Here is a 20,256-nt window from a genome sequence, read left to right as displayed (position 1 = left end):
CCGCTTCCCGGTACGCGAGGAGGCCACCGTGACAGCCGAAGCCCTCCGGCCCGAGTTCCCACCGGCCGACGGCCGGTACCTGCCGATCGCCGCCCACGGGCTCATCGGCGACCTGCGCAGCGCCGCGCTCGTCGGCACGAACGGCACCATCGACTGGTACTGCTCCGGGCGCTTCGACGCCCCCAGCATCTTCGCCTCGATCCTCGACGCCGACCGGGGCGGCAGCTTCGAGCTGGCCGCGGACGTGCCCGCGCGCACCAAGCAGTTCTACTTCCCGGACACCAACGTGCTGATCACCCGGTTCTTCGCCGAGGACGGCATGGGCGAGGTGCAGGACTTCATGCCCGTGGTCGACGACTCCCACGAGGCCGACCGGCACCGCCTGATCCGCCGCGTGGTCTGCGTGCGGGGCGTGCTGCCGTTCCGGATGCGGGTGGCGCCGCGCTTCGAGTACGGCAGCGTGCCGCACACCGTCCACATGAACGGGATGCAGGCGCTCTTCGCCACCCCGGCCCAGACCCTCGCCCTCACCTGCTCGGTGCCGCTGGAGAACGACGGCCGGGACGTGTGGGCCGAGTTCAAACTCTCCGAGGGCGAGACCGCCGTCTTCGCCCTGGACCAGGTCGGCGACGGTGTCGGCCCCCGCGGCTGCCCGCTGACCGAGGCGGAGGACCAGTTCGAGAAGACCGTGCGCTACTGGCGCCACTGGCTCTCCCAGTCGAGGTACCGCGGACGCTGGCGCGAGATGGTGCACCGGTCCGCGCTGACCCTCAAGCTGCTCACCTACGCGCCGACCGGCGCCATCATCGCCGCGCCCACCACCAGCCTGCCCGAGCGCATCGGCGGGGAGCGCAACTGGGACTACCGCTACGTCTGGATCCGCGACGCGGCCTTCTGCGTCTACGCGCTGCTCCGGCTGGGCTTCACCGACGAGGCCGAGGCCTTCATGAACTTCCTGTCGGACCGCATCTGCATGGGGGGACCCCGCTGCACCGCCGGCCCGCTGCAGATCATGTACGGCATCGACGGCCGCTCCGAGCTGCCCGAACGGGAGCTGGACCACCTGGAGGGGTACGCGGGTTCCGCACCGGTCCGGGTGGGCAACAACGCCGTCCACCAACTCCAGCTGGACATCTACGGTGAGCTCATCGACTCCCTGTACCTGTACGACAAGTGGGGCAAGCCGATCTCCAGCAGCCACTGGGACACCGTCTGCGAACTCGTGGACTGGGTCTGCGACAACTGGGACCAGCCCGACGAGGGCATCTGGGAGACCCGCGGCGGCCGCAAGAACTTCCTGTACTCGCGGGTGATGTGCTGGGTGGCGATCGAGCGCGGCATCCGCATGGCGAACCACCGCGGCCTGCCCGCCAACCGCGAGCGCTGGTACGGCGCCCGCGACGCCATCTACCGGCGGATCATGAGGAACGGCTGGTCGCAGGCGCGCGGCGCGTTCACCCAGAGCGAGGGCGAGGACGTGCTGGACGCGTCGGTGCTGATGATGCCGCTGTCCAAGTTCATCTCGCCGACCGACCCCAAGTGGCTCTCGACGCTCGACGCCCTCGGCAAGGACCTCGTCTCCGACTCCCTGGTCTACCGCTACGACCCCCTGTCGAGCCCGGACGGCCTGCCCGGCGACGAGGGCACCTTCTCCATCTGCTCCTTCTGGTACGTCGAGGCCCTCACCCGTGCCGGGCGCGAGGACGAGGCGCGCCTGGCCTTCGAGAAGATGCTCACGTACGGCAACCACCTCGGCCTGTACGCCGAGGAGATCGACCGCGCCGGCGAACTGCGCGGCAACTTCCCGCAGGCCTTCACGCACCTGGCCCTGATCAGCGCCGCCTTCAACCTGGACCGGGCGCTGGGCTAACCGCCCGTTCCGTGCCTGACCCACACGTTGGGCTCCACGTACACGGCGTGGTCGTGCGCGGTGTCGCAGTGCACGGGGACCAGGGCGCCGGGCACCTCGACGGCGCCGTCGCGGTCGAAGGGGAGCCCCGTCCAGCGCCGCCACTGGGCCAGCGTCCCGCTGACCGTCATGGAGGCCGGCGCGACCTTGACGACGACGCCGCCCGCCCTGACGTGCACCCGCAGCCAGGGGTCCTCGGGGAGCCCGTCCTCGCGCAGCAGGCCGACGTACTCGGTCATGGGGAGCCGTGGACGCAGGTGCTTGGCCGTGGGCCGGACCGGGGCGAGCAGCGCGTCGTGGCCCAGGTCCCGTGCGGTGTCGCGCAGCGCGGCCACCATGCGGTGCGACAGGCCGCGCCCCAGGTACCCGGTGTCGATGGTGATCTCCAGCGCGCTGACGGCCGTCGCCGGACGCCCGTCGCGCAGGTCGCCGTACGCCCACATCAGGACGCGGTCCCAGCCCTGGTCGGGCGTCTCCTCGCGGCCCTCGCGGGTGGCGTCGAAGGGGACGGCGAACCCGCGCGCCACGACGCGGTCGCCGTCGGTGGCGACGACGCAGTACCGCGGGAAGTCCTCGGCGACCCGGTGCAACAGGGCCCCGGCGACCGGGTCCTGGGGGACGAAGGCCGGCCAGTTCCCGGTGATCTCCCAGAGCCGGGGGACCAGGGCGGGGCGCTCGGCGAGCGGGGTGATGCGGAGGGTGCCGATGTCGTCGTTCACGAGGTGGCACCCTGCCAGACGCGCCACCGCCCCGGCATCCCGATTTCCCCTCAGGCCGCCCGGCTCACGTCCGAGCGGGCCACGTCCGAGCGGGCCACGACCGCGGCGGCGGCGCGACGGCCGGCCGCCACGGCGCCCCGGCCCCAGGTCCCGGAACCGGCGCCCCGGCCCACCGCGGTGAGCGGTACGGCGGCGAGGAGCAGCAGGCAGCCCAGGACGGCGCCCATCACCGGGAAGCCCAGCCGGGCGCCGAGCAGTGCGCCGGTCAGCGGTCCGCAGGCCACCCCGAGCGAGGACGCGGAACCGGCGTACACCGCCCAGCGGCCGCGCGGGTCGAGCGCGGCGGCCAGGCCGATCAGGTACGAGAGCACCACCGGGTGGACGGTGTTCCACAGCACCTCGCCGACCGCGAAGGCGACCGCGCCGCGGGCCGAGGCGCTGGCCGCCACGCACACGGCGATCACGACCGTGCCCAGGCCGACGGGCACCGCGCGCCCGATGCGGGTCCCGAGGGCCCCCGCGGCCACGACGCCGAGCAGCCCGCCCCCGAGGGCGACCGCGAACACCATGCCCACCGCGGCCTCCGACAGGCCCACGCGGTCCAGCCCGATGCGTCCGCTCACCCCCCACAGCGCGTTCTGGGCCAGTGACCAGCACAGCATCGACGCCGCGAGTACGCTCCCGGCGCCCGGGTGCGGCAGCGGCAGCCCGGTGTGCCGCGCCACGGCCGTGGTCCGCGGGCACGGCCGCGCGGGCAGCCGCCGGGTCAGCGGGAGGACGAGCAGGGCGGTCGCGGCGATGGCCGCGAACGGCAGGGCGTGGCCCCCGCCGAGCCGCGGCAGGACGAGGTACAGCGCCCCGGCCGTCGCCGAGGTGGTCAGCAGCGCGAGCACCGTGACCCGGTGGGGCTCCCGTTCACCGGCGATGCCGACGGCGGCCACCGCGGTCGACGTACCGGACCCGAAGCCGCCGGCGACGCAGCCGAGGACCACCAGGGGCACGTGGCCGGTGGCCGCGGCCGTCGTGAAGCCGCTCGCGATCAGCAGCAGGCCGTACCGGGCCAGCCGCGCCCGGCCGATCCGGTCGACCCGCGAGGCCAGCGTGAACCCGGCGCAGGCCGAGCCGAGCAGCAGCGTGCTGCCGACCGCCCCGGCCTGGGAACCGCTCAGGGCGAGACCGGTGGTGAGACGGCCGACGACGGTCGGCATGAGGTACGGCGCGAGGTAGCCGGCGCAGAAGAGCGCGACGAGCGGCAGCAGGGCGCGCGAGGGCGCGGTCCGCGAAGACATGGGCGTTCCTGGGTGAGGGACGGCCGAAGGCACGGCGAGCAGGTGGGGGGAGTGCGCCCATCGACGGACAGGAACGCGCGGAACCATGTGTATCAAGCAACGAGGCTCGGCGATAAGGGGGTATTCCCCGCTCAAACCTGCTGTTGCCGAATCGAGATCAAACGCTCGCGCGGAGCACACGCACACAGGTCTCGATGTCGCCCGTCGACAGGTGCGCGTAGCCGAGCACGAGCCGTACCCGGCCGTCCTCCTCCGCCTGCCCCGCGCCGGTCCCGGCGGTGTACGACGACAGCGGCCGCAGCGTCACCCCGGCCCGTGCCGCCCGCGCCAGGAACGCCGGCTCGGGGCCGTGGCGTTCGGGCAGCGTGGCCACGACGTGCAGGCCGGCCGCGATCCCCGACACCTCCGCGCCGGGGAAGTGCCGCTCCAACGCCCGCACGAGGACGTTCCGGCGCTCCCGGTACCGCCGCTGGCAGCGCCGCAGATGACGGTCGTACCGACCGGAGCGGACGAACTCGGCGAGCACCGCCTGCTCCGTCACCGGATTGCCCAGGTCCATCGTCCGCTTCCGCGCGGCCGCCTCCTCCGCGACGTCCGGCGGCGCCACCAGCCAGCCCAGCCGCAGGCCCGGTGCCAGCGTCTTGCTGACCGACCCGGCGTAGGCCACACGGTCGGGGGCCAGCCCCTGCAGCGCGCCGACCGGGGCCCGGTCGTAACGGAAGTCGCCGTCGTAGTCGTCCTCGACCAGCAGGCCGTCCACGCGCCGCGCCCACTCCAGCAGTGCGGCCCGCCGCCGCGGCGGACAGGCCGTCCCCGTGGGGAACTGGTGGGACGGCGTCACCACCGCCGCCCGGACGCCGGACGCCGCGAGCGCCACCGGGTCGAGCCCGTCCGCGTCCACCGGGACCGGCACCGCCGTCAGGCCCACGGCCGCGAACAGCGCCGCCTGCTCCGGGCTGCCCGGGTCCTCCACCGCCAACGACCGCACACCGCGCCCGGCGAGCACCAGCCCCAGCAGGGTCAGCGCCTGCGAGACACCTGAGCACACCACGAGCCGCCCCGGTCCTGCCGCCACCCCGCGCCGGCGGGCCAGCAGGTCGGCGAGCGCGCCGCGCAGTTCCGGCAGCCCGCGCGGATCGGGATAGCCCAGCGCCAGGTCCGGCAGCCGCCCGAGCACCCGCCGGTGCGCCGCCGCCCATGCCGCCCGGGGGAACAGCGCCAGGTCCGGCACTCCGGGACGGAAGTCCGCCGGACCGCCCCGCTCGTCCACGGCGGCCCCGTCCGGCACCGTGGCGACGGGCCGCGCCACGGCGCCGGCCACCCACGTTCCCGCACCCTGCCGGCTCAGCAGGTACCCCTCTGCCGTGAGCTGCGCGTACGCGTCCGTGACCAGCCCCCGTGACACCCCCAGATCCGCGGCCAGTTCACGGCTCGACGGCAGCGGCGTGCCCGCGGCGAGCCGCCCCGTGCGGACGGCCTCGCGCAGCGCCGCCTGGAGCACCCGGCCGCGTCGCCGGGCGGGCGCGGCGGCCGTCGGCAGCAGCAGCTCCCATGCGGCCGTCCACGGACCGCCGCCTCCGCCGCCCCCACCACCCGCACCGCGCTCGCCGGCGTCCCCGCCCCCACTGGTCCCCGTAACCGTCATCGCATTGGACCTTAAACCGGACCGGCGGACCTTCCTAGCGTGCCTGGCATGGATCTCTCGTACCGCCGCGGGGCGCTGCTCGCGGCCCTCGCCTGCGTCCTGGTCGGCGGCTCCTTCACCGCGTCCGGGATCCTCGTCGGCTACCCCCACGCCGGGGGACAGGCACTGCGCTACGGCCTCGCCTTCCTGCTCCTGCTGCCCGTCGCCCGGCGCGGCGCCGGGCCCCGGCTCCGCGCGCTCGCCCCGCGGCAGTGGGCGCGGCTGGCGCTGCTGGCCGCCACCGGGATGGTGGCCTTCAACCTCGCGGTGCTGGGCGCCGAGCGCACCGCGGAACCCGCCGTGCCCGGGGTGCTGGTGGGCTGCGCGCCCGTCGTCGTCGCCGTCCTGGTGCCCGCCGTGGAGGGCCGGCGCCCCGCGACCCGGGTGACGGCGGCCGCCGTCCTGGTCGCGGCGGGGGCGTTCGTGGTGCAGGGCTGGGGCGCCACCGACGTCGCCGGGCTGCTGTGGTCGCTGGCGGCGCTCGGCGGCGAGGTCGCCTTCGCAGTGCTGGCCGTGCCGGTGCTGCGGCCGCTCGGCCCGAAGCTGCTGTCCGCGTGCGTGTGCGGCATGGCCGCGGCCGAGGCGGCACTGCTCGGCGTGGCCCTCGACGGCGCGGAAGCCCTCCCGGCGCCCACCGGCGCGCAGGCGCTGGCGCTGGGCTGGCAGGCGGCGGTCACCACCGTGATCGGCTTCGTCTGCTGGTACACGGGCGTCCAGCGGATCGGCGCCGAGCGGGCCACGCTCTTCTCCGGGCTGATCCCGGTCTCCGCCGCGCTGACCGCGCCGCTCGCCGGCGTCGGCACGTACGGCACGGGGCAGCTGGCCGGCAGCCTGCTGGTCGCGGGCGGGGTCGCGCTGGGCGCGGGCGTGGGCCACGTCACACCCGGGGATCCGGAACGGGCGGGAACTCGCGCCCTGCGCCGGTAGTTCGACAGTTACGGGCCGCGTGCGGAGCGCCGGTCCGGCCAGCGGCCCCGACCGGGGGCCCCCGTCCCGGTCGGGGTCTTCATCGTGGGGCCGCGGGAGGCCGCATCGGCCCCCGCGGCCCACTGGGCCCTACTTGACCCCGAGCAACTGTTCGAGCGGGTCGATCGCGAAGTAGACGACGAAGAGCGCCGACACCGCCCACAGCAGCCAGTGCACCTGACGGGCCTTGCCCAGCACGGCCTTGAGCAGCACGAAGGCGATGAATCCGGCACCGATGCCGTTGGTGATCGAGTACGTGAAGGGCATCACGGCGATTGTCAGGAAGGCCGGGATGGCGATCTCGAAGTCGTCCCAGCCGATGTTCTTGACCTGGGTCATCATCAGGAAGCCGACCGCGACCAGCGCCGGCGCCGCCGCCTGGAGCGGCACGATCGTCAGCAGCGGGCTCAGGAAGAGCGCCACCGCGAACAGGCCGCCGGTGACCAGGTTGGCGAAGCCCGTACGCGCCCCCTCGCCGACCCCCGCCGCCGACTCGATGTAGGCCGTGTTCGACGACGAGGAGGCCGCGCCGCCCGCGACCGCCGCGGCACCGTCGATGAGCAGGACCCGGCCCAGGTTCGGGACCTTGCCCTCCTCGTCCAGCAGGCCCGCCTCGGCCGTGATGCCGACGACCGTGCCCATGGTGTCGAAGAAGTCCGACAGGATGAGGGTGAAGACCAGCAGCACCACCGTGATGAAGCTGACCTCGGCGAAGGCGCCGAAGAGGCTGAAGTGACCCAGCAGCCCGAAGTCCGGTGCGGCGAACACGTCGTCGGGCACCTTGGGGGTGGTCAGTCCCCAGCTCTTCACGTCCGCGACGGCGTCGACCACGATCGCCAGCACCGTCATGGCGACGATGCTGATCAGGATCGCGCCCTTCGCCTTCCGGGCCAGCAGGGCGATCGTCAGCAGCACCCCCAGGCAGAAGACGAGCACCGGCCAGCCCGACAACGCCCCGCTGCCGCCCAGTTGCACGGGCACCGTGGTGTTCGCGGCGTCCGGGATGCGGCTGACGAAACCGGCGTCCACGAAGCCGATGAAGGCGATGAACAGGCCGATGCCCACGCTGATCGCCTGCTTCAACGCCTGGGGTATCGCGTGCATCACCGCCTCGCGGAGCCCGGTCACCACCAGGACGCAGATGACCAGGCCCTCGATGACGATCAGGCCCATCGCGTCGTCCCAGCTCATCATGGGCGCGATCTGGAAGGCGACCACCGCGTTGAGGCCGAGGCCCGCCGCGATGGCCAGCGGCAGGTTGCCGCCGACGCCCATGACGATCGTCATGACCGCCGCCACCAGCGCGGTGGCGGTGACCAGTTGACCGGTCGACAGGACGTGGCCGAACTTGTCCTTCGCGCTCCCCAGGATGATCGGGTTCAGCACGAGGATGTAGGCCATCGTGAAGAAGGTGGCGAAACCGCCGCGCACTTCGCGGCCGAAGGTCGACCCGCGCTCCCCGATGCGGAAGTAGCGGTCCAGTGCGTTCTGCGGTGGTGGTGGCGGAGAGCCCTTCGCCACGTCGGTGGCCTGAGCGGACATGGTGCTCCTCGGGGTCGGTACGGCAACCGGATAAAGCTGCTGGAGGCTGGGGGGATTGTGTACGCCGGAACGCCCGCTCGGGTTTTGAATCCGTTTCCTTGTGTTAACGAATCGGCACCGCTGGGCGCCGCACCCGGACTCCGGCGTCGAAACCGGCACGCAGCGGCGTCCTGCCTGGACATGCCCTCCCGCCGTCCGGTGGGATGGGGACCGTGGGCGACCAGGACAGCGCGGCGGAGGAGTTCGAGCGGCACCGGCCCCTGCTCACGGGGATCGCGTACCGCATGCTCGGCCGTTTCGCCGACGCCGAGGACGTCGTGCAGGAGACCTGGCCGCGCTGGGCCGCCGCCGACCGCGCGACCGTACGCGACCCGCGGGCGTTCCTGGTGACCGCCACGACCCGGCTCGCCATCGACCGCCTGCGGCAGGTGCGGTCGCGCCGCGAGTCCTACCCCGGTCCCTGGCTCCCCGAGCCCGTCGCCACCGAATTCGGGCACACCGTGCCCGACGCCGCCGAACGCGTCGTCCTCGCCGAGTCCGTCTCGCTCGCCGTCCTCGTCCTGCTGGAGTCGCTCTCCCCGCTGGAGCGCGCCGTGTTCGTGCTGCGCGAGGCCTTCGCGTTCCCGTACGCGCAGATCGCCGCGGTCCTCGACAGGACCGAGCCCGCGGTACGCCAGCTCGCCGGCCGCGCCCGCCGCCACGTCGAGGACAAGCGCCCCCGCTACGACGCCGACCCCGCCGAGACCGCCCGGGTCACCGAGCGCTTCCTGGCCGCCGCGGTGGGCGGCGACCTCCAGGGGCTGCTCGCCCTGCTCGCCCCCGACGTGCGTCTGCTCGGCGACGGCGGCGGCGTGCAACGCGCCCCGCTCCGGGTCATCGAGACCGCCGGCAAGGTCGGCCGCTTCCTGCACGCCATCGCGCCCACCCCGATCGCCGAACCCGCCTTCGCCTTCCGCGAGGTGAACGGCGTCCCGTCGATCGTCGTCACTTCCCGCGGCCGCCCCCACACCGTGTTCAGCCTGGAGGTCACCGACGGCCTCGTCTCCACGGTCTACCTCCTCACCAACCCCGGCAAGCTCACCGGCGTCGCCACCGCGGCCCCCGTCCTCCGCGACAAGGGCAGGGCCTGACCGCCGGTCCCGCACGCGGCGGCGGTCCTCCCGCAGCCACGTCTCCGTGAACGGGAGGAGAAAGTAATGCGGGGGTCCAGAACATCAGGCCCGCCTCCCCACGGACTTCCCGCCGAGGCACTCCGACAGGCGGTTCGCCGCCGTCGGTTAGGGTGCCCCGGGGGCGGGGGCACCACGAGCGAAGCGAGGCGGGGAGCGGCTGTGCACGATCATCCGGAGGGCCACGAGGACGGGGCGCGCCTGGAGGCGGAGGGCGAAGTGGCCACGGCGCGCATCGCGCTGGCCGGGGGCGACCTCGAGCACGCCGCCCGGCACCTGGAGGACGCGCTGGCGCGTGACCCCGCGCTCCCCGAGACCCACGAGGCCATGGCCGAGTTCGCCGCGAGCGTCGGGGGCGCGGAGGCGGCGCTGACGTACTTCGCCCCCGAGGAGCGGGCGTTCATCGGCACCGTGGCCGCGCGCGGCCACCTCTGCGCGGTCGCGGGCCACTGGGACGAGGCCGTCGGCCTGCTCGCCCAGTGCGCCGGGCACGAGCCGCAGCGGCCCTGGCTGGACGTCGCGTGGCTGCGCCGCCCCGACATCGCGGACCTCGTCGCGCCGGACACCGTGGCCCGGGCGGCCGCGCGCGTCGCGCCGCAACTGCCCGACCCGGTGGAGGAGGAGCGGCGCGGCCCGCTGCTGCCGCTGCTCGACCTGGTCCGCGCGAGCGCCGCGCGCCACCCCGACCACACGATGCTGCTCTGGTGCGGTTCCACGCTCGCCCGCCGCATGGGCGGCTCCGAGGAGGCCGTGGGCTGGGCACGGCGCTCGTACGAGCTCGAACCCTCCCACCCCGCCGCGGTGATGCTCGGTTATGCGCTGCGCAGCGCCGGCCGCCCCGAGCAGGCGCTGGAGGTCTGGCAGCGCGAGGTCGCCCGCGACCCCTCCGACCTCGACCTGTACGTCGACGTCGCCGAGTTGCTGGGGTCGCTCGGCCGTCCCGCCGAGGGCGTGGCGTGGGCCGAGCGGGCGCTGGCCGCCGACTCCGCGCACCCCAAGGCGGGACCCGCGGTGCACGCGCTGCGCCACGCGGTGCGGCCGGACCTGCGGCACCTGGTGGCCCTCGCCGACCATCTGCGGGCCGAACCCGGACACGGCTTCGCCGCGGACCTGCTCGCCCGGCTGAGCCAGGGGACGCCGTGGCTGAACTGGATACCCGGCGGCAACGAGGCCGTGGTCAGCCTGCTGCACCAGGCGCTCGGGCAGTCCGTGCCCGCGGACGCCGGACTGACGCTCACCGTCTCCGCCCTGGAGCCGCCGAGCGCGCTGCTCGCGCTGCGCGCCGCGTACCCGAACGCGGTCACCGAGATCCAGTCCGTGCCCGAGCCGGACCTGCGGATCGCCCCGCGCCCCGTCGAGGTCGCGCTCTGGGCCTACGAGGGCACCACCGCGCGGCCCGCCGTCCGTCCGCCGTCCCCGGAGGCGGCCGAAGCGGTGCGCCGCCTGGCCTGGCACGGCTGGCCGCACCTGGTCGCCGCCTACGACGACGCGGTGGCGCTCTCCGGGCTCGACCCCGAGGACCTGCTCGGCGTGCTGGTCCATCCGCCGGCCCCGCGCGAGGACGAGTTGGGCCGCGCGCTCTCCGCCCAGGCCCCCGACCTGTGGATACGGTGCGTGCAGGTGTGGGCGTGCCTGGGCCTGGCGCACCACCGCAGCGACGAGCCCTGGGCCGTCTCGCGGCGCCGTGCGCTCCTCGTGGACGTGCTGGACAACGCCGAGGACTGGGTGTGCGAGGCGGCCGCGCTCGCGATCGTCGCGACCGCCTGGACCGACCCCGCCGTGCGCAAGGACGCGGCAGAACTCGTCGGCCGCCGCCTGCTGGACGCCCTGGAGGCGAGGCGGAGCCGCGTCGTCACCCTGACCTGGTCGATGTGCCACCTCGCCCTCGCCACCCCGGAGCTGATCCCGCAGGTTGCCGCTCTCGCCACCGACGTGCTGCGCACGATCGACGCGGAGGCCGCCGCCCGGGAGTAGCGGGCGGCGCTACAGGCCGCCGGCGACGCGCAGCACCGCGCCCGTGGTGTACGACGCGTCCGGCGACATCAGCCAGGCCACCGCGCCGGCTACCTCGTCCGGCTCACCGGGCCGCCGCATGGGCACGCGGTCCGGATTGCGCCAGGGCCGCTCGGGGTCGCCCATCGCGGCGTGGATGTCGGTCACGATCATGCCGGGCTGCACGGAGTTGACGCGCACGCCGTCCGGGGCGAGTTCCTTGGCGAGGCCCACGGTCAGCGCGTCGACCGCCGCCTTGCTGGCGGCGTAGTGCACGTACTCCCCGGGGCCGCCGAGCGTCGCGGCACCGGAGGAGATGTTGACGATCGCGCCGCCCTGGCCGCCGTACCGGGTGGACATCCCCAGCGCCGCGCGGCGGGCGCACATGATCGCGCCCATCACGTTGACGTCGATCACCCGGCGCATGACCTCGACCGGGGTCTCGGTGAACCGGCCCAGCGGCCCCGTGACGCCCGCGTTGTTGACCAGGCCGGTCACCGCGCCGAGCTGTTCGCCCACGGTGTCGAAGAGCGTGTCCACCTGTCCGGCGTCGCTGGTGTCGACGCGCACCACGACGCAGCGCGCGCCCGCGTCCCGGACCTTGCGGGCGACGTCCTCGGCGGCGTCGGCGTCCTTCTCGTAACCGATGCCGACGGCGTGCCCCTCGCGGGCCAGCCGCAGCGCGACCGCCGCACCGATGCCGCGGCCGCCTCCGGTGACCACCGTGACCGGACCCATGCCAGCTCCCTCACTCGACGTGATCACGAACGCTACCAGCGCGCGAACGCCCCATGACGGGCCCATGACGGGCGCGAACACCTCGTGAACACCGCGCGACCGTGCCCGCCGGACGCGGCCGGGCCCCTGAGTATTGGTCTTGACCAAGTCGGAGGGCAGCTCTATCGTCGCCTAGTAGTGCAAGAACCTTTAATAAAGAGCCGTTCGGAAACAAGGCTGAACAAACCCCGGACGGCGTCAGGCCGATTGCGGAGGACAGGGTGGGGACCACGCAGCTCGAGAACGTGCCGGAGCCCAAGTACTGGCACCTCAAGACCGTCCTCATCGACGCCCTCGACTCCGAGTTCACGGTCGGTGAGATCCTGCCCAACGAGCGTGAGCTCGCCGCCCGTTTCGGTGTCGCCCGGGCGACCCTGCGCCAGGCCCTGGAGCAGTTGGAGCTGGAGGGCCGCCTGCAGCGCCGCCGCGGTGTCGGCACCACGGTCGCACCGCCGCGCGTGGGCGTCTCGGTCGGCCCGTCGAGCGGCAGCTGGCCCGGCGCCGCGGGTGACGCGTGGCGGACGGTGGGCTGCGTCGAGGCCGTCGCCCCCACCGCGGTCGCCGAGGTGCTGGGCACCGACGCCGACGAGGCGGTGCACACCGTCCGCCGGGTCCGCGCGATGGGCGGCCAGTCCGTCGCCACCGAGCTGCTCTACGTCCCCCGGGCCTCCGTCCCCGGCCTCGCCGGCGACCTGACGCCGGCCGGCCACGCCCCCGCTGTCCTGCGGGAGTTGCACGTCCTCGGGCTCGACGGCGACGACCGGGCCGTGGAGCTGGGCTCGGCCCGCGCCGAGGACGCCAAGCAGCTCGACCGGCTGCCCGGCGCCCCCGTGCTGGTCGTCACCACCCGTTACTTCAGCGGTGGACGTGTCGCGGCCGTTGCCGTCGCCACCTACCGCGCCGACACCTGCCGGCTGACCTTCGGCGACAGCGGCGCGATGGAGATCACCCACCACGGCCAGCAGCGGCACGCCGCCGCGTCGTGAACCCGGCTCCGGCGTCCGTGCCGCCCGGTCCGCCCGGTCCGCCCGGTCCGTCCGGTCAGTAGAAGCGGCCCGTGTTGGCGTCCTCGGCGCCATCACGGCCGGAGGGTGCGGGCAGCGGGTGCCCGGAGCAGCGGATGTCCCGGTCCCCGGTGGCGCCGGAGATCAGGTAGCGGTCGACGCGCGCGGTGACGCACTCGTTCCAGAAGCTGATCAGGCCGTGGGAGCCCCGCCCCTCCTCGGTGATCATCCGGGAGCCCGGCAGCCTGCGATGCAGTTCGACCGCGCCTTCGTACGGTGTGGCCGCGTCCCGCTCCGACTGGACGATCAGCACCGGCGGCAGCCCCGACCCGGGACGCGCCCCGACGTCCACCGCCCGCCCGCCCTGGACCGGCCACGAGGCGCAGGGCAGGTTCAGCCAGGCGTTCGCCCAGGTCTCGAAGGGACGCTGGCGCGCGATCCGTGAGTTGTCGCGGTCCCACACGCTCCAGTCGCGCGGCCATGCCCCGTCCGAGCACTCCACCGCCAGGTAGACCGCCTCGCTGTTCTCCTCGTCCTTGGCCTGCCCGGGGTCCGGGGCGGCCGCGTCGACGAGCGGGTCGTCGTCACCGTGCAGGTAGCGCGAGAGCAGATGGGCGAAGGAGGCCCAGCGCTGGTCGTAGTAGGCGGCCTGCACCGCCGCCGAGTGCAGTTCGCCCGCGCCCACCTTGCCGGCCGGGCGCTTGCCGAGCATCCGCATCGCCCGGTCGAAGCTCGCCTGCACGCGCCCGGGTGTCGCACCGAGGCCGTACACGCGGTCGTGCCCGGCGGCCCAGGTGCGCCAGTCCGCCCAGCGGCGCTCGAAGGCCACGTCCTGCGCGAGGTTGGCGCCGTACCAGACACCGCGCGGGTCGGGGTTGACGACGCTGTCGACGACCATGCGGCGCACGTGCGAGGGGAAGAGGGTGGCGTACACCGCGCCCAGGTACGTCCCGTAGGAGACGCCGTAGTAGTTGAGGCGCGGCTCGCCCAGGGCGGCGCGGATGACGTCGAGGTCCCGTGCCAGGTCCGCGGTGCGCATGTTCCGCAGCAGGGCGCCGCCTCGCGCGCCGCAGTTGTCGGCCGTGCGCCGGGCCTCCGCACGCTTGGCGGCCTTCACCGCGGCGGTGGGCAGTCGCGGATCGGGGCCGGGGGAGCGCTGGTGGCCCGCCGGGTCCTGGCAGGACAGCGGCGCGGAGTGGCCGACCCCGCGGGGGTCGAAGCCCACCAGGTCGTACGTCCTGGCCGCGGTCTCCCAGACCTTGCGGGTGACCGCGCCCACGCCGGGCCGGCCCACCGCCGGGAACCACAGCCCCGACGAGCCGGGGCCGCCCGGGTTGAACACCAGGGCACCCTGGCGCACCGAGGCCGGGCCCGCCGCGCGCAAGCGGCTCACCAGCAGGCCGATCGTCGCGCCGCCCGGCTCCGCGTAGTCCACCGGCACCCGGACGGTGCCGCACTGCACGGGCGCCTTGAGCCCGCTGTCCGCCGGGCACGCCCCGAAGACGATCCTGGTGGCCCCGGCCGTCCGGGCCGCGACCGTGGCCCCCGCCATCCGCAGCTGCTCGGCGACCAGGGGATCCGGGGAGTGCCCGGCGGCCGGGGCGGTCGCCGCGCCGGCCGCCAGCACCAGGGACACTGCCAGGACCACTGCTCGCCGCACGAGGGGACGCCCTTTCGCCGGCCGCGCCCGCCGGCGCGGCACGCTCGCCGATGCGACGGATCGTCGGCTGGTCGGACAAACGGGCCAAGCAGGCAGGCCGGTGAGCCGCGGAATTTCGCCCGTATTGCCCTGGCCGGTGGTTCGCGTGGTCGGCGGTGGGGCGGGCCGGTGGGGGCCGGCCGATGGTGGTGCGGCCCGGCTCGCGTCGCGCGCTCAGCGGCCGAGCAGCGAGGTCCTGGCCACCGCGAACAACTGCTCCTCGACGTGGTCCAGCGCGAGCCGCAGGGCCCCCGTGGCCACCGCCTCGTGCCCCAGCGCCGACAGCGCCACCTCCGGCGGCCGCAGGCAGTAGCGCGCCAACTCCGTGCGCAGCGGCTCCAGTACGCCGTCCAGTCCGGCCGCCCAGCCGCCGATCACCACCAGTTCCGGGTCTATCGCCTGCACCAGCGCCGCCACGTCGTGCACCAGGCGCTGCAGGAACCGGTCGAAGGCCTCCCGCGCCTGGACGTCGCCCGACCTCGCGAGCGCGAACACCTCGGCCACCGCGGACTCGTCCAGCGGGTGCAGCGGTGTCCCCGTCGTGGACAGCAGCCGCTCCGGCCGGGCCTCCCGGCCCAGCAGGTGCAGCGCCCCGATCTCGCCCGCGGCCCCGCCGAAGCCGCGGTGCAGCCGGCCCCCGATCAGGGACCCGGCTCCGGGGCTCAGCCCCGCCAGCACGAACACCACGTCGTCGGTGCCGACGGCCGCGCCCTTCCAGTGCTCGGCGACGGCGGCGGCGTTCGCGTCGTTCTCCACCAGGACGGGGCAGCGGAACGACCGGCGCAGCCGCTCGCCCAGCGGCAGCCCCGTCCAGCCGGGCAGCGCCGTGCTCAGCCGGACCGCGCCGTCGGTCTCCACGATCCCCGGGCTGCCCACGCCGACCGCCCACAGGGTGCTGCGGGCCACGCCGGCCTTGCGCAGCAGCTCGGCGACGGTGCCGCGGACCCGCTCCAGGCGCTCCTCGGCCGGCAGGGTGTCGGCGACGTCGTGCGCCAGCGACCCCAGGACGCGACCGCTGAGGTCCGACAGCAACGTCCGGATCTCCCGGGCCCCGATCTCCACGCCCAGCAGGTGCCCCGCCTCCGCGTGGAAGCGGAACCTGCGCGCGGGACGGCCCTGCTTGCGCGCGTCACCGGGCTCCTGCGGCGCCTCCACCACCAGGCCCGACTCCGTCAGGCCCTCGATCACGCCCTCGACGGTCGGCCGTGACAGCCCCGTCGTCTGCACCAGTTCGGTCAGGCTCACGGCGGGCTCGCCGCGCAGCGCATGGAGCACCACCGCGGAATTGATCCGCCGGAGCAGGGACGGGTCCCCGCCGGTGAGCCGCCCCAACGTACGTCCTCCCAGCTTGCGCGCGTGTTGGCCGGATCGTACCCGTCCCGGCGGCCCGCGGCGAGTAGCTCCGGCACAGGGTTACTGACTCGATGTCAAGTGTCACAGGCGCGGGGTTTACTGGAGCCATGGACCTGCCCGGCCACGTGGCCGTCGTCGACGCGCTGCGCGCCCGCCCCTTCCCGGCGCGGCGCGAGCGCTGCGGCGCGGTCGACAGCGGCCCCGGCCACCACATAACGGACCTCCGGATCAGTGAGGACTTCTGGGACGCGGACGGGGACCCCGGGTACAGAGGGCAGGTCGAGGACGACATGGAGGCCGAGTGTCAGGCCCTGGTCGAGGTGCTCACCGAACGCTGGGGCGCGCCCGAGACGGTCGACCTCGCCGCCCACCTCGAACGCTCCTTCCACGGTGAGCCGGTTCCGCCGCCGCTGGACACCCTGTGCGGCTACGCCTGCGAGGCATGGGCCTGGCGCGTCGGGGACCGCTGGATAGGGGTGTGCGTCGGCCAGGGGGACCCTGAACTGCCCTTCCAGCTCATCGCCGCCGTCGGCGACGCCGCGGTCGTACCGTGACCGCGTCGCACTCCTCGACGCGGTCGCCGCACCCCCACTACCCTTTGTCCGCAACGGCCTGATGTGTCGTCATGCGCGACGATTCCCGCCCCGGGGCCCGGCACACACGGCGCGGACGGCTGACCCAGTGATTCCGGCGCCATGGCGCCGTGCCGTACCCGGGGGGCCGTCATGCCGAACCCGCACTTCCTCCACCGCGCCGCGCGAAGACTCCTCGCCGCCGCCTCCGCCCTGCTCCTGGGCGGCGCCACCGCCCTCGTCCTCGCCCCCGCGGCCTCCGCCGAGCCCGCCACCGCGGCCGGCTACCCCGCGGGGGCGGGCGCCACCCGCTACTCCGGGCTCGCCTTCGACACGTGCACCGCGCCGCCGCTCACCACGATCCAGGCGTGGAACGCCTCCCCGTACCGCGCGCTCGGCGTGTACGTATCGGGGGTCAACCGCACCTGCGCCCAGCCGCAGCTCACCGCCTCCTGGGTGACCTCCGTCGCCCGGCTCAAGTGGCGCCTGCTGCCCATACACAAGGGCCTGCAGCCGCCCTGCGGCGCCCGGCCCGGTGACGCCAAGATCAGCACCACCCCCGGCTCCGCGCGGACCGAGGGCACCAGGGCGGCCGGCGAGGCCGTCGCCGCGGCCAAGGCCCTCGGCATGCAGCCCGGCAGCGCCCTCTACAACGACATCGAGAACTACGCCCAGGACGACGCCGCCTGCCGCACCGGCGTCCTCACCTATCTGTCGGCCTGGACGAAGGAACTGCACCGGCTGGGCTACGTCTCCGGCGTCTACATGAACCTCAACCTCGGCGCCAAGCAGCTCGCCGACGTCTACGCCTCCGCCTCCTACGCCCGCCCCGACGCCCTGTGGATCGCCCGCTACGACGGCGCCGACACCCTCAAGGGCTGGACCGGCGTCGCCGACGCCAAGTGGCCCGTCCACCAGCGCGCGAAGCAGTACCGCGGCGGCCACGACGAGACCTACGGCGGCGTCACCGTGAACATCGACAACGACCGGCTCGACGCGCCCGTCGCCACCGTCGCCCTCGGCTACACGGTGACGAGCTCCACCGCCCTCAAGGCGCGCAGCGGCCCCTCGACGACCCATCCCGTCGTCACCACCCATGCGCCCGGCTCCGCCCTGCGCGTCGTCTGCCAGGCCCCGGGCCTGAAGGTGGGCACCACCTCCGTGTGGGACAAGCTCACCGACGGCACCTACGTCAGCGACCACTACGTCAGCACCCCGTCGGCCACGGGCTACAGCGCCCCCCTGCCCCGCTGCGTCCTGCCCTACCAGGTCACCGCGCCCGGCGGCCTCACCGAACGCAGCGGTCCCGGCACCTCCTACGCCGCCAAGGGCACCTCCCCGAACGGCGCGCTGGCCTGGGTCGTCTGCCAGAAGTCCGGATCCAAGGTCGGCGCCACCAAGATCTGGAACCGCCTCGACAACGGCCGCTACGTCTCCGACCACTACGTCGCCACGCCCGGCACGACGGGTTACAGCAAGCCGATCCCGCGCTGTTGAGCGGGGAAAGCCCGTTCGGCGTACGGACTTCTCAAGCTCCCCCGTTCGGTCACCGATGCATCCCGCAGGAAGCGCTACTGCGAGGAGAGGTTGGATCTGTGACGTCAGCATCGGCGCCGCGCTCGGCTGCGGGCCTGGACGCGGTGGCGACCGCCGTCGGCGACCTGCGGGCCGGGCGGCCCGTCATCGTGGTCGACGACGAGGACCGCGAGAACGAGGGCGACCTGGTCATGGCGGCCGAGTTCGCCACCGCGGAGACCATGGGGTTCTTCGTCCGCTGGACCAGCGGCCTGATCTGCGCGCCCTTGGCGCCGGAGATCGCCGACCGCCTGGAACTGCCGCTGATGGTCCCGCCCGGCCCCGGCCTCGACACGGCGGCGTACACCGTCTCCGTCGACGCGGTCGGCGTCGGCTCCGGGATCTCCGCCGCGGACCGGGCCCGGACGGTACGGACGCTGGCCGGCCGGGCGACCCGGCCCGACGAACTGCACCGCCCCGGGCACGTCTTCCCGCTGCGCGCCCGCCCCGGGGGGATCGCCGAGCGGCGCGGGCACACCGAGGCCACCGTCGACCTGCTGCGCCTGGCCGGGTTGCCGCCGGTCGGTGTGATCAGCGAGGTCTGCGAGGACGACGGTTCGGTCGCCCGTTTCGACCGGCTGCGGGCCTTCGCCGACCGGCACGGCCTGGCGCTCATCTCGATCGAGCAGCTGTCGAACGGGCCGCGCCTCGCGGACCCCGCGACGGTGTGACCGGATGAGCCGAGCGACGATCTTCGACCTGGACGACACGCTGGTCGACAGTGCGGACGCATGGGTCCGTGTCTGCGCGGCCTTCGCCGCCCGCCACGGTCACCGCTGGCGGGCGCAGGACACCGCCGCCCTGCACGGCAACGGCGGCTGGGCGGCGTACGTCGCCGGACTGTGCGGTGGCACGGCGAGCCCCGCCGAGGTGGTCCAGGCCTGCACCACCGCGGCGACCGGCGAGGTGGCCGCGGGCCGGGTCCGGGCGCTGCCCGGCGCCGTGGACCTGGTCCTCGAAGCCGGACGGCACGGCCCCGTGGGCCTGGCCACGGCCAGCCCGCGCCGCTTCGTCCTGGCGGTCCTCGACGGACTGGGCCTGACGGGACGGTTGAGCGCCGTCGTGTGCGGGGAGGACGTGGCCCGGGGCAAACCCGCGCCCGACCCCTACCTGCGCGCGGCGGCCGAGATCGGCATGCCGCCGTCCGGCTGCCTGGCCGTCGAGGACTCCCCGGACGGCATCCGCTCGGCGACCGCGGCCGGCATGCGCGTCCTCGCCGTCCCCCGCGGCGGCATGCCGCTGCCGCCCGACGTCGCCCACCTGCCCGCCGCCCAGGCCCCCACGACCGCCGCCGCCCTCCCGCTCCTGACCCGGCTGCTCGCGCCACGTCCCGGACCCCTGGTCCACGGGGGCACCCCGTGAGCGGCCTCCGGGACCGGGCGGGCGGTGTCAGGACGCGGCCCGGAGGGCGGCGTCCCACGCGCCGGGGCTGCGGTGGTGGTTCCGGTGCCCCGCGGCCAGGTGACCGGAAGCGTCCACCATCTTCCCCATGCCTCGGGAGCTCGGGTTGGTCACCGAGGTTCACCTCGCTCGGAGACAGAAGTGTTCCCGAGGCTGATCCCTCCGTTCACCGTGTGGGTCTGGACCACCGTGCCCACCCGGGCGTTGCCGGTCACCTCGTTATGCACTCCCGTCGACTGCGGGACGGAGGCATGGACGGCACCAGTGGTTTCGAGCCACTGGCGCAGGGCAGCCGCGAACTCGACGCTGCGTCCCGCCTCTTCCAGCACTGTTCCGATGAGCACGCGGACTTGCTCCGGATCGTGAGGATCCGGGGCGGACGTCTCCTCTTCCGAGCTCGTCCCTGAACGACCGAGGCACCGGCGCACGAGATCGATGAGTGACGTCCACGCCTCGCGCCCCGCCTCGGTCGCGGCGCCGGAGGCCGCTGCGCTGACCATCGTGGCCACCACCTGGGCCGAAGTAGCGTCGGGCATCGGTATCCCTCCCCTTTTGTCGCGCTCCACGGTATCGTTGCCGTCACGCTCCGCACAGGAGGTGAATGT

The 20,256-nt window shown here is 74.4% G+C and carries 17 protein-coding genes; 9 read left to right on the top strand and 8 right to left on the bottom strand.

The features are described from left to right. The first annotated feature begins 28 nt into the window (after positions 1-28). A complete protein-coding gene (locus ABZ312_RS12120; RefSeq protein ID WP_500331190.1) occupies positions 29-1,870 on the top strand; it encodes a glycoside hydrolase family 15 protein in 1,842 nt (613 codons plus the stop codon). Here ABZ312_RS12120 and ABZ312_RS12115 read toward each other — a convergent pair. The 3 genes from ABZ312_RS12115 to pdxR all read right to left on the bottom strand — a co-directional run bounded on the left by ABZ312_RS12115 (position 1,867) and on the right by pdxR (position 5,562). Next, positions 1,867-2,628: an N-acetyltransferase gene (locus tag ABZ312_RS12115; protein ID WP_500331191.1), complete on the bottom strand. Its 762-nt coding sequence runs from the start codon at positions 2,626-2,628 to the stop codon at positions 1,867-1,869. The genes ABZ312_RS12120 and ABZ312_RS12115 overlap by 4 nt on opposite strands. A 50-nt stretch (positions 2,629-2,678) precedes the next feature. Then, on the bottom strand, positions 2,679-3,917 hold the full coding sequence (locus ABZ312_RS12110; protein ID WP_500331193.1) for an MFS transporter: 1,239 nt from the start codon (positions 3,915-3,917) through the stop codon (positions 2,679-2,681). A gap of 157 nt (positions 3,918-4,074) precedes the next feature. Continuing rightward, positions 4,075-5,562 carry a MocR-like pyridoxine biosynthesis transcription factor PdxR gene (gene pdxR / locus ABZ312_RS12105; protein ID WP_500437478.1) on the bottom strand — a complete coding sequence of 496 codons (1,488 nt, stop codon included), beginning with the start codon at positions 5,560-5,562 and terminating at the stop codon, positions 4,075-4,077. A 48-nt stretch (positions 5,563-5,610) separates the two neighbouring features. On the opposite strand from pdxR, the gene ABZ312_RS12100 reads away from it, so the two are divergent. Continuing rightward, on the top strand, positions 5,611-6,528 hold the full coding sequence (locus tag ABZ312_RS12100; RefSeq protein WP_500437476.1) for an EamA family transporter: 918 nt from the start codon (positions 5,611-5,613) through the stop codon (positions 6,526-6,528). A 129-nt stretch (positions 6,529-6,657) separates the two neighbouring features. Here ABZ312_RS12100 and ABZ312_RS12095 read toward each other — a convergent pair whose 3' ends face one another. After that, positions 6,658-8,109, bottom strand: coding sequence for an NCS2 family permease (locus ABZ312_RS12095; RefSeq protein ID WP_500331198.1), 1,452 nt, complete (start codon positions 8,107-8,109; stop codon positions 6,658-6,660). Between the two features lie 212 nt (positions 8,110-8,321). On the opposite strand from ABZ312_RS12095, the gene sigJ reads away from it, so the two are divergent. Together sigJ and ABZ312_RS12085 are read left to right on the top strand one after the other, a co-directional pair. Continuing rightward, positions 8,322-9,239, top strand: a complete 918-nt coding sequence (gene sigJ, locus ABZ312_RS12090; RefSeq protein ID WP_500331199.1) for an RNA polymerase sigma factor SigJ — start codon at positions 8,322-8,324, stop codon at positions 9,237-9,239. A gap of 201 nt (positions 9,240-9,440) precedes the next feature. Then, positions 9,441-11,252 (top strand): tetratricopeptide repeat protein, encoded by a 1,812-nt coding sequence (locus ABZ312_RS12085; protein ID WP_500437474.1) that lies wholly within the window; start codon positions 9,441-9,443, stop codon positions 11,250-11,252. A 9-nt stretch (positions 11,253-11,261) separates the two neighbouring features. Here the strand turns inward: ABZ312_RS12085 and ABZ312_RS12080 are convergent, their stop codons facing one another. Next, positions 11,262-12,008: an SDR family oxidoreductase gene (locus ABZ312_RS12080; RefSeq protein ID WP_500331203.1), complete on the bottom strand. Its 747-nt coding sequence runs from the start codon at positions 12,006-12,008 to the stop codon at positions 11,262-11,264. Between the two features lie 260 nt (positions 12,009-12,268). Here ABZ312_RS12080 and ABZ312_RS12075 point away from each other — a divergent pair, with 260 nt between their 5' ends. Continuing rightward, complete coding sequence (locus ABZ312_RS12075; protein ID WP_500331205.1) at positions 12,269-13,033, top strand: GntR family transcriptional regulator; 765 nt, start codon at positions 12,269-12,271, stop codon at positions 13,031-13,033. 55 nt (positions 13,034-13,088) lie between these two features. On the opposite strand, the gene ABZ312_RS12070 is transcribed toward ABZ312_RS12075, so the two are convergent. Both ABZ312_RS12070 and ABZ312_RS12065 read right to left on the bottom strand, forming a co-directional pair. Continuing rightward, positions 13,089-14,711 (bottom strand): alpha/beta hydrolase, encoded by a 1,623-nt coding sequence (locus ABZ312_RS12070; RefSeq protein WP_500331206.1) that lies wholly within the window; start codon positions 14,709-14,711, stop codon positions 13,089-13,091. Between the two features lie 213 nt (positions 14,712-14,924). Then, positions 14,925-16,082, bottom strand: coding sequence for an ROK family transcriptional regulator (locus ABZ312_RS12065; RefSeq protein WP_499510395.1), 1,158 nt, complete (start codon positions 16,080-16,082; stop codon positions 14,925-14,927). Positions 16,083-16,210: 128 nt separating this feature from the next. Here ABZ312_RS12065 and ABZ312_RS12060 point away from each other — a divergent pair, with 128 nt between their 5' ends. The 4 genes from ABZ312_RS12060 (at position 16,211) to ABZ312_RS12045 (ending at position 19,612) form a co-directional block, all read left to right on the top strand. Further along, on the top strand, positions 16,211-16,657 hold the full coding sequence (locus tag ABZ312_RS12060; protein WP_500331208.1) for a hypothetical protein: 447 nt from the start codon (positions 16,211-16,213) through the stop codon (positions 16,655-16,657). A gap of 171 nt (positions 16,658-16,828) precedes the next feature. Continuing rightward, entirely contained in the window at positions 16,829-18,172 is a 1,344-nt protein-coding gene (locus ABZ312_RS12055) for a glycoside hydrolase domain-containing protein (RefSeq protein WP_500331210.1), read from the top strand. A 98-nt stretch (positions 18,173-18,270) separates the two neighbouring features. Next, on the top strand, positions 18,271-18,921 hold the full coding sequence (gene ribB / locus ABZ312_RS12050) for a 3,4-dihydroxy-2-butanone-4-phosphate synthase (RefSeq protein ID WP_500437472.1): 651 nt from the start codon (positions 18,271-18,273) through the stop codon (positions 18,919-18,921). A 4-nt stretch (positions 18,922-18,925) separates the two neighbouring features. Beyond that, the gene (locus tag ABZ312_RS12045; RefSeq protein WP_500331213.1) at positions 18,926-19,612 is read left to right on the top strand and encodes an HAD family hydrolase; all 687 of its coding nucleotides are present in this window, start codon (positions 18,926-18,928) and stop codon (positions 19,610-19,612) included. A gap of 149 nt (positions 19,613-19,761) precedes the next feature. On the opposite strand, the gene ABZ312_RS12040 is transcribed toward ABZ312_RS12045, so the two are convergent. Further along, positions 19,762-20,187, bottom strand: a complete 426-nt coding sequence (locus ABZ312_RS12040) for a hypothetical protein (protein ID WP_500437470.1) — start codon at positions 20,185-20,187, stop codon at positions 19,762-19,764. Positions 20,188-20,256 lie beyond the last annotated feature (69 nt).

This window comes from Streptomyces sp. NPDC006207 (assembly GCF_040613835.1).
Classification (GTDB): Bacteria; Actinomycetota; Actinomycetes; order Streptomycetales; family Streptomycetaceae; genus Actinacidiphila.
The sequence above is the reverse complement of the archived record's forward strand: the minus strand, read 5'-3'. Positions and strand labels throughout refer to the sequence as shown.

Bases quoted from the DNA above. Each gene is read 5' to 3' on its own strand.
- ABZ312_RS12110 (WP_500331193.1), bottom strand. From the start codon at position 3,917: ATGTCTTCGCGGACCGCGCCCTCGCGCGCCCTGCTGCCGCTCGTCGCG.
- pdxR (WP_500437478.1), bottom strand. From the start codon at position 5,562: ATGACGGTTACGGGGACCAGTGGGGGCGGGGACGCCGGCGAGCGCGGT.
- ABZ312_RS12100 (WP_500437476.1), top strand. From the start codon at position 5,611: ATGGATCTCTCGTACCGCCGCGGGGCGCTGCTCGCGGCCCTCGCCTGC.
- ABZ312_RS12095 (WP_500331198.1), bottom strand. From the start codon at position 8,109: ATGTCCGCTCAGGCCACCGACGTGGCGAAGGGCTCTCCGCCACCACCA.
- ABZ312_RS12080 (WP_500331203.1), bottom strand. From the start codon at position 12,008: ATGGGTCCGGTCACGGTGGTCACCGGAGGCGGCCGCGGCATCGGTGCG.
- ABZ312_RS12060 (WP_500331208.1), top strand. From the start codon at position 16,211: ATGGACCTGCCCGGCCACGTGGCCGTCGTCGACGCGCTGCGCGCCCGC.
- ABZ312_RS12055 (WP_500331210.1), top strand. From the start codon at position 16,829: ATGCCGAACCCGCACTTCCTCCACCGCGCCGCGCGAAGACTCCTCGCC.
- ABZ312_RS12045 (WP_500331213.1), top strand. From the start codon at position 18,926: ATGAGCCGAGCGACGATCTTCGACCTGGACGACACGCTGGTCGACAGT.
- ABZ312_RS12040 (WP_500437470.1), bottom strand. From the start codon at position 20,187: ATGCCCGACGCTACTTCGGCCCAGGTGGTGGCCACGATGGTCAGCGCA.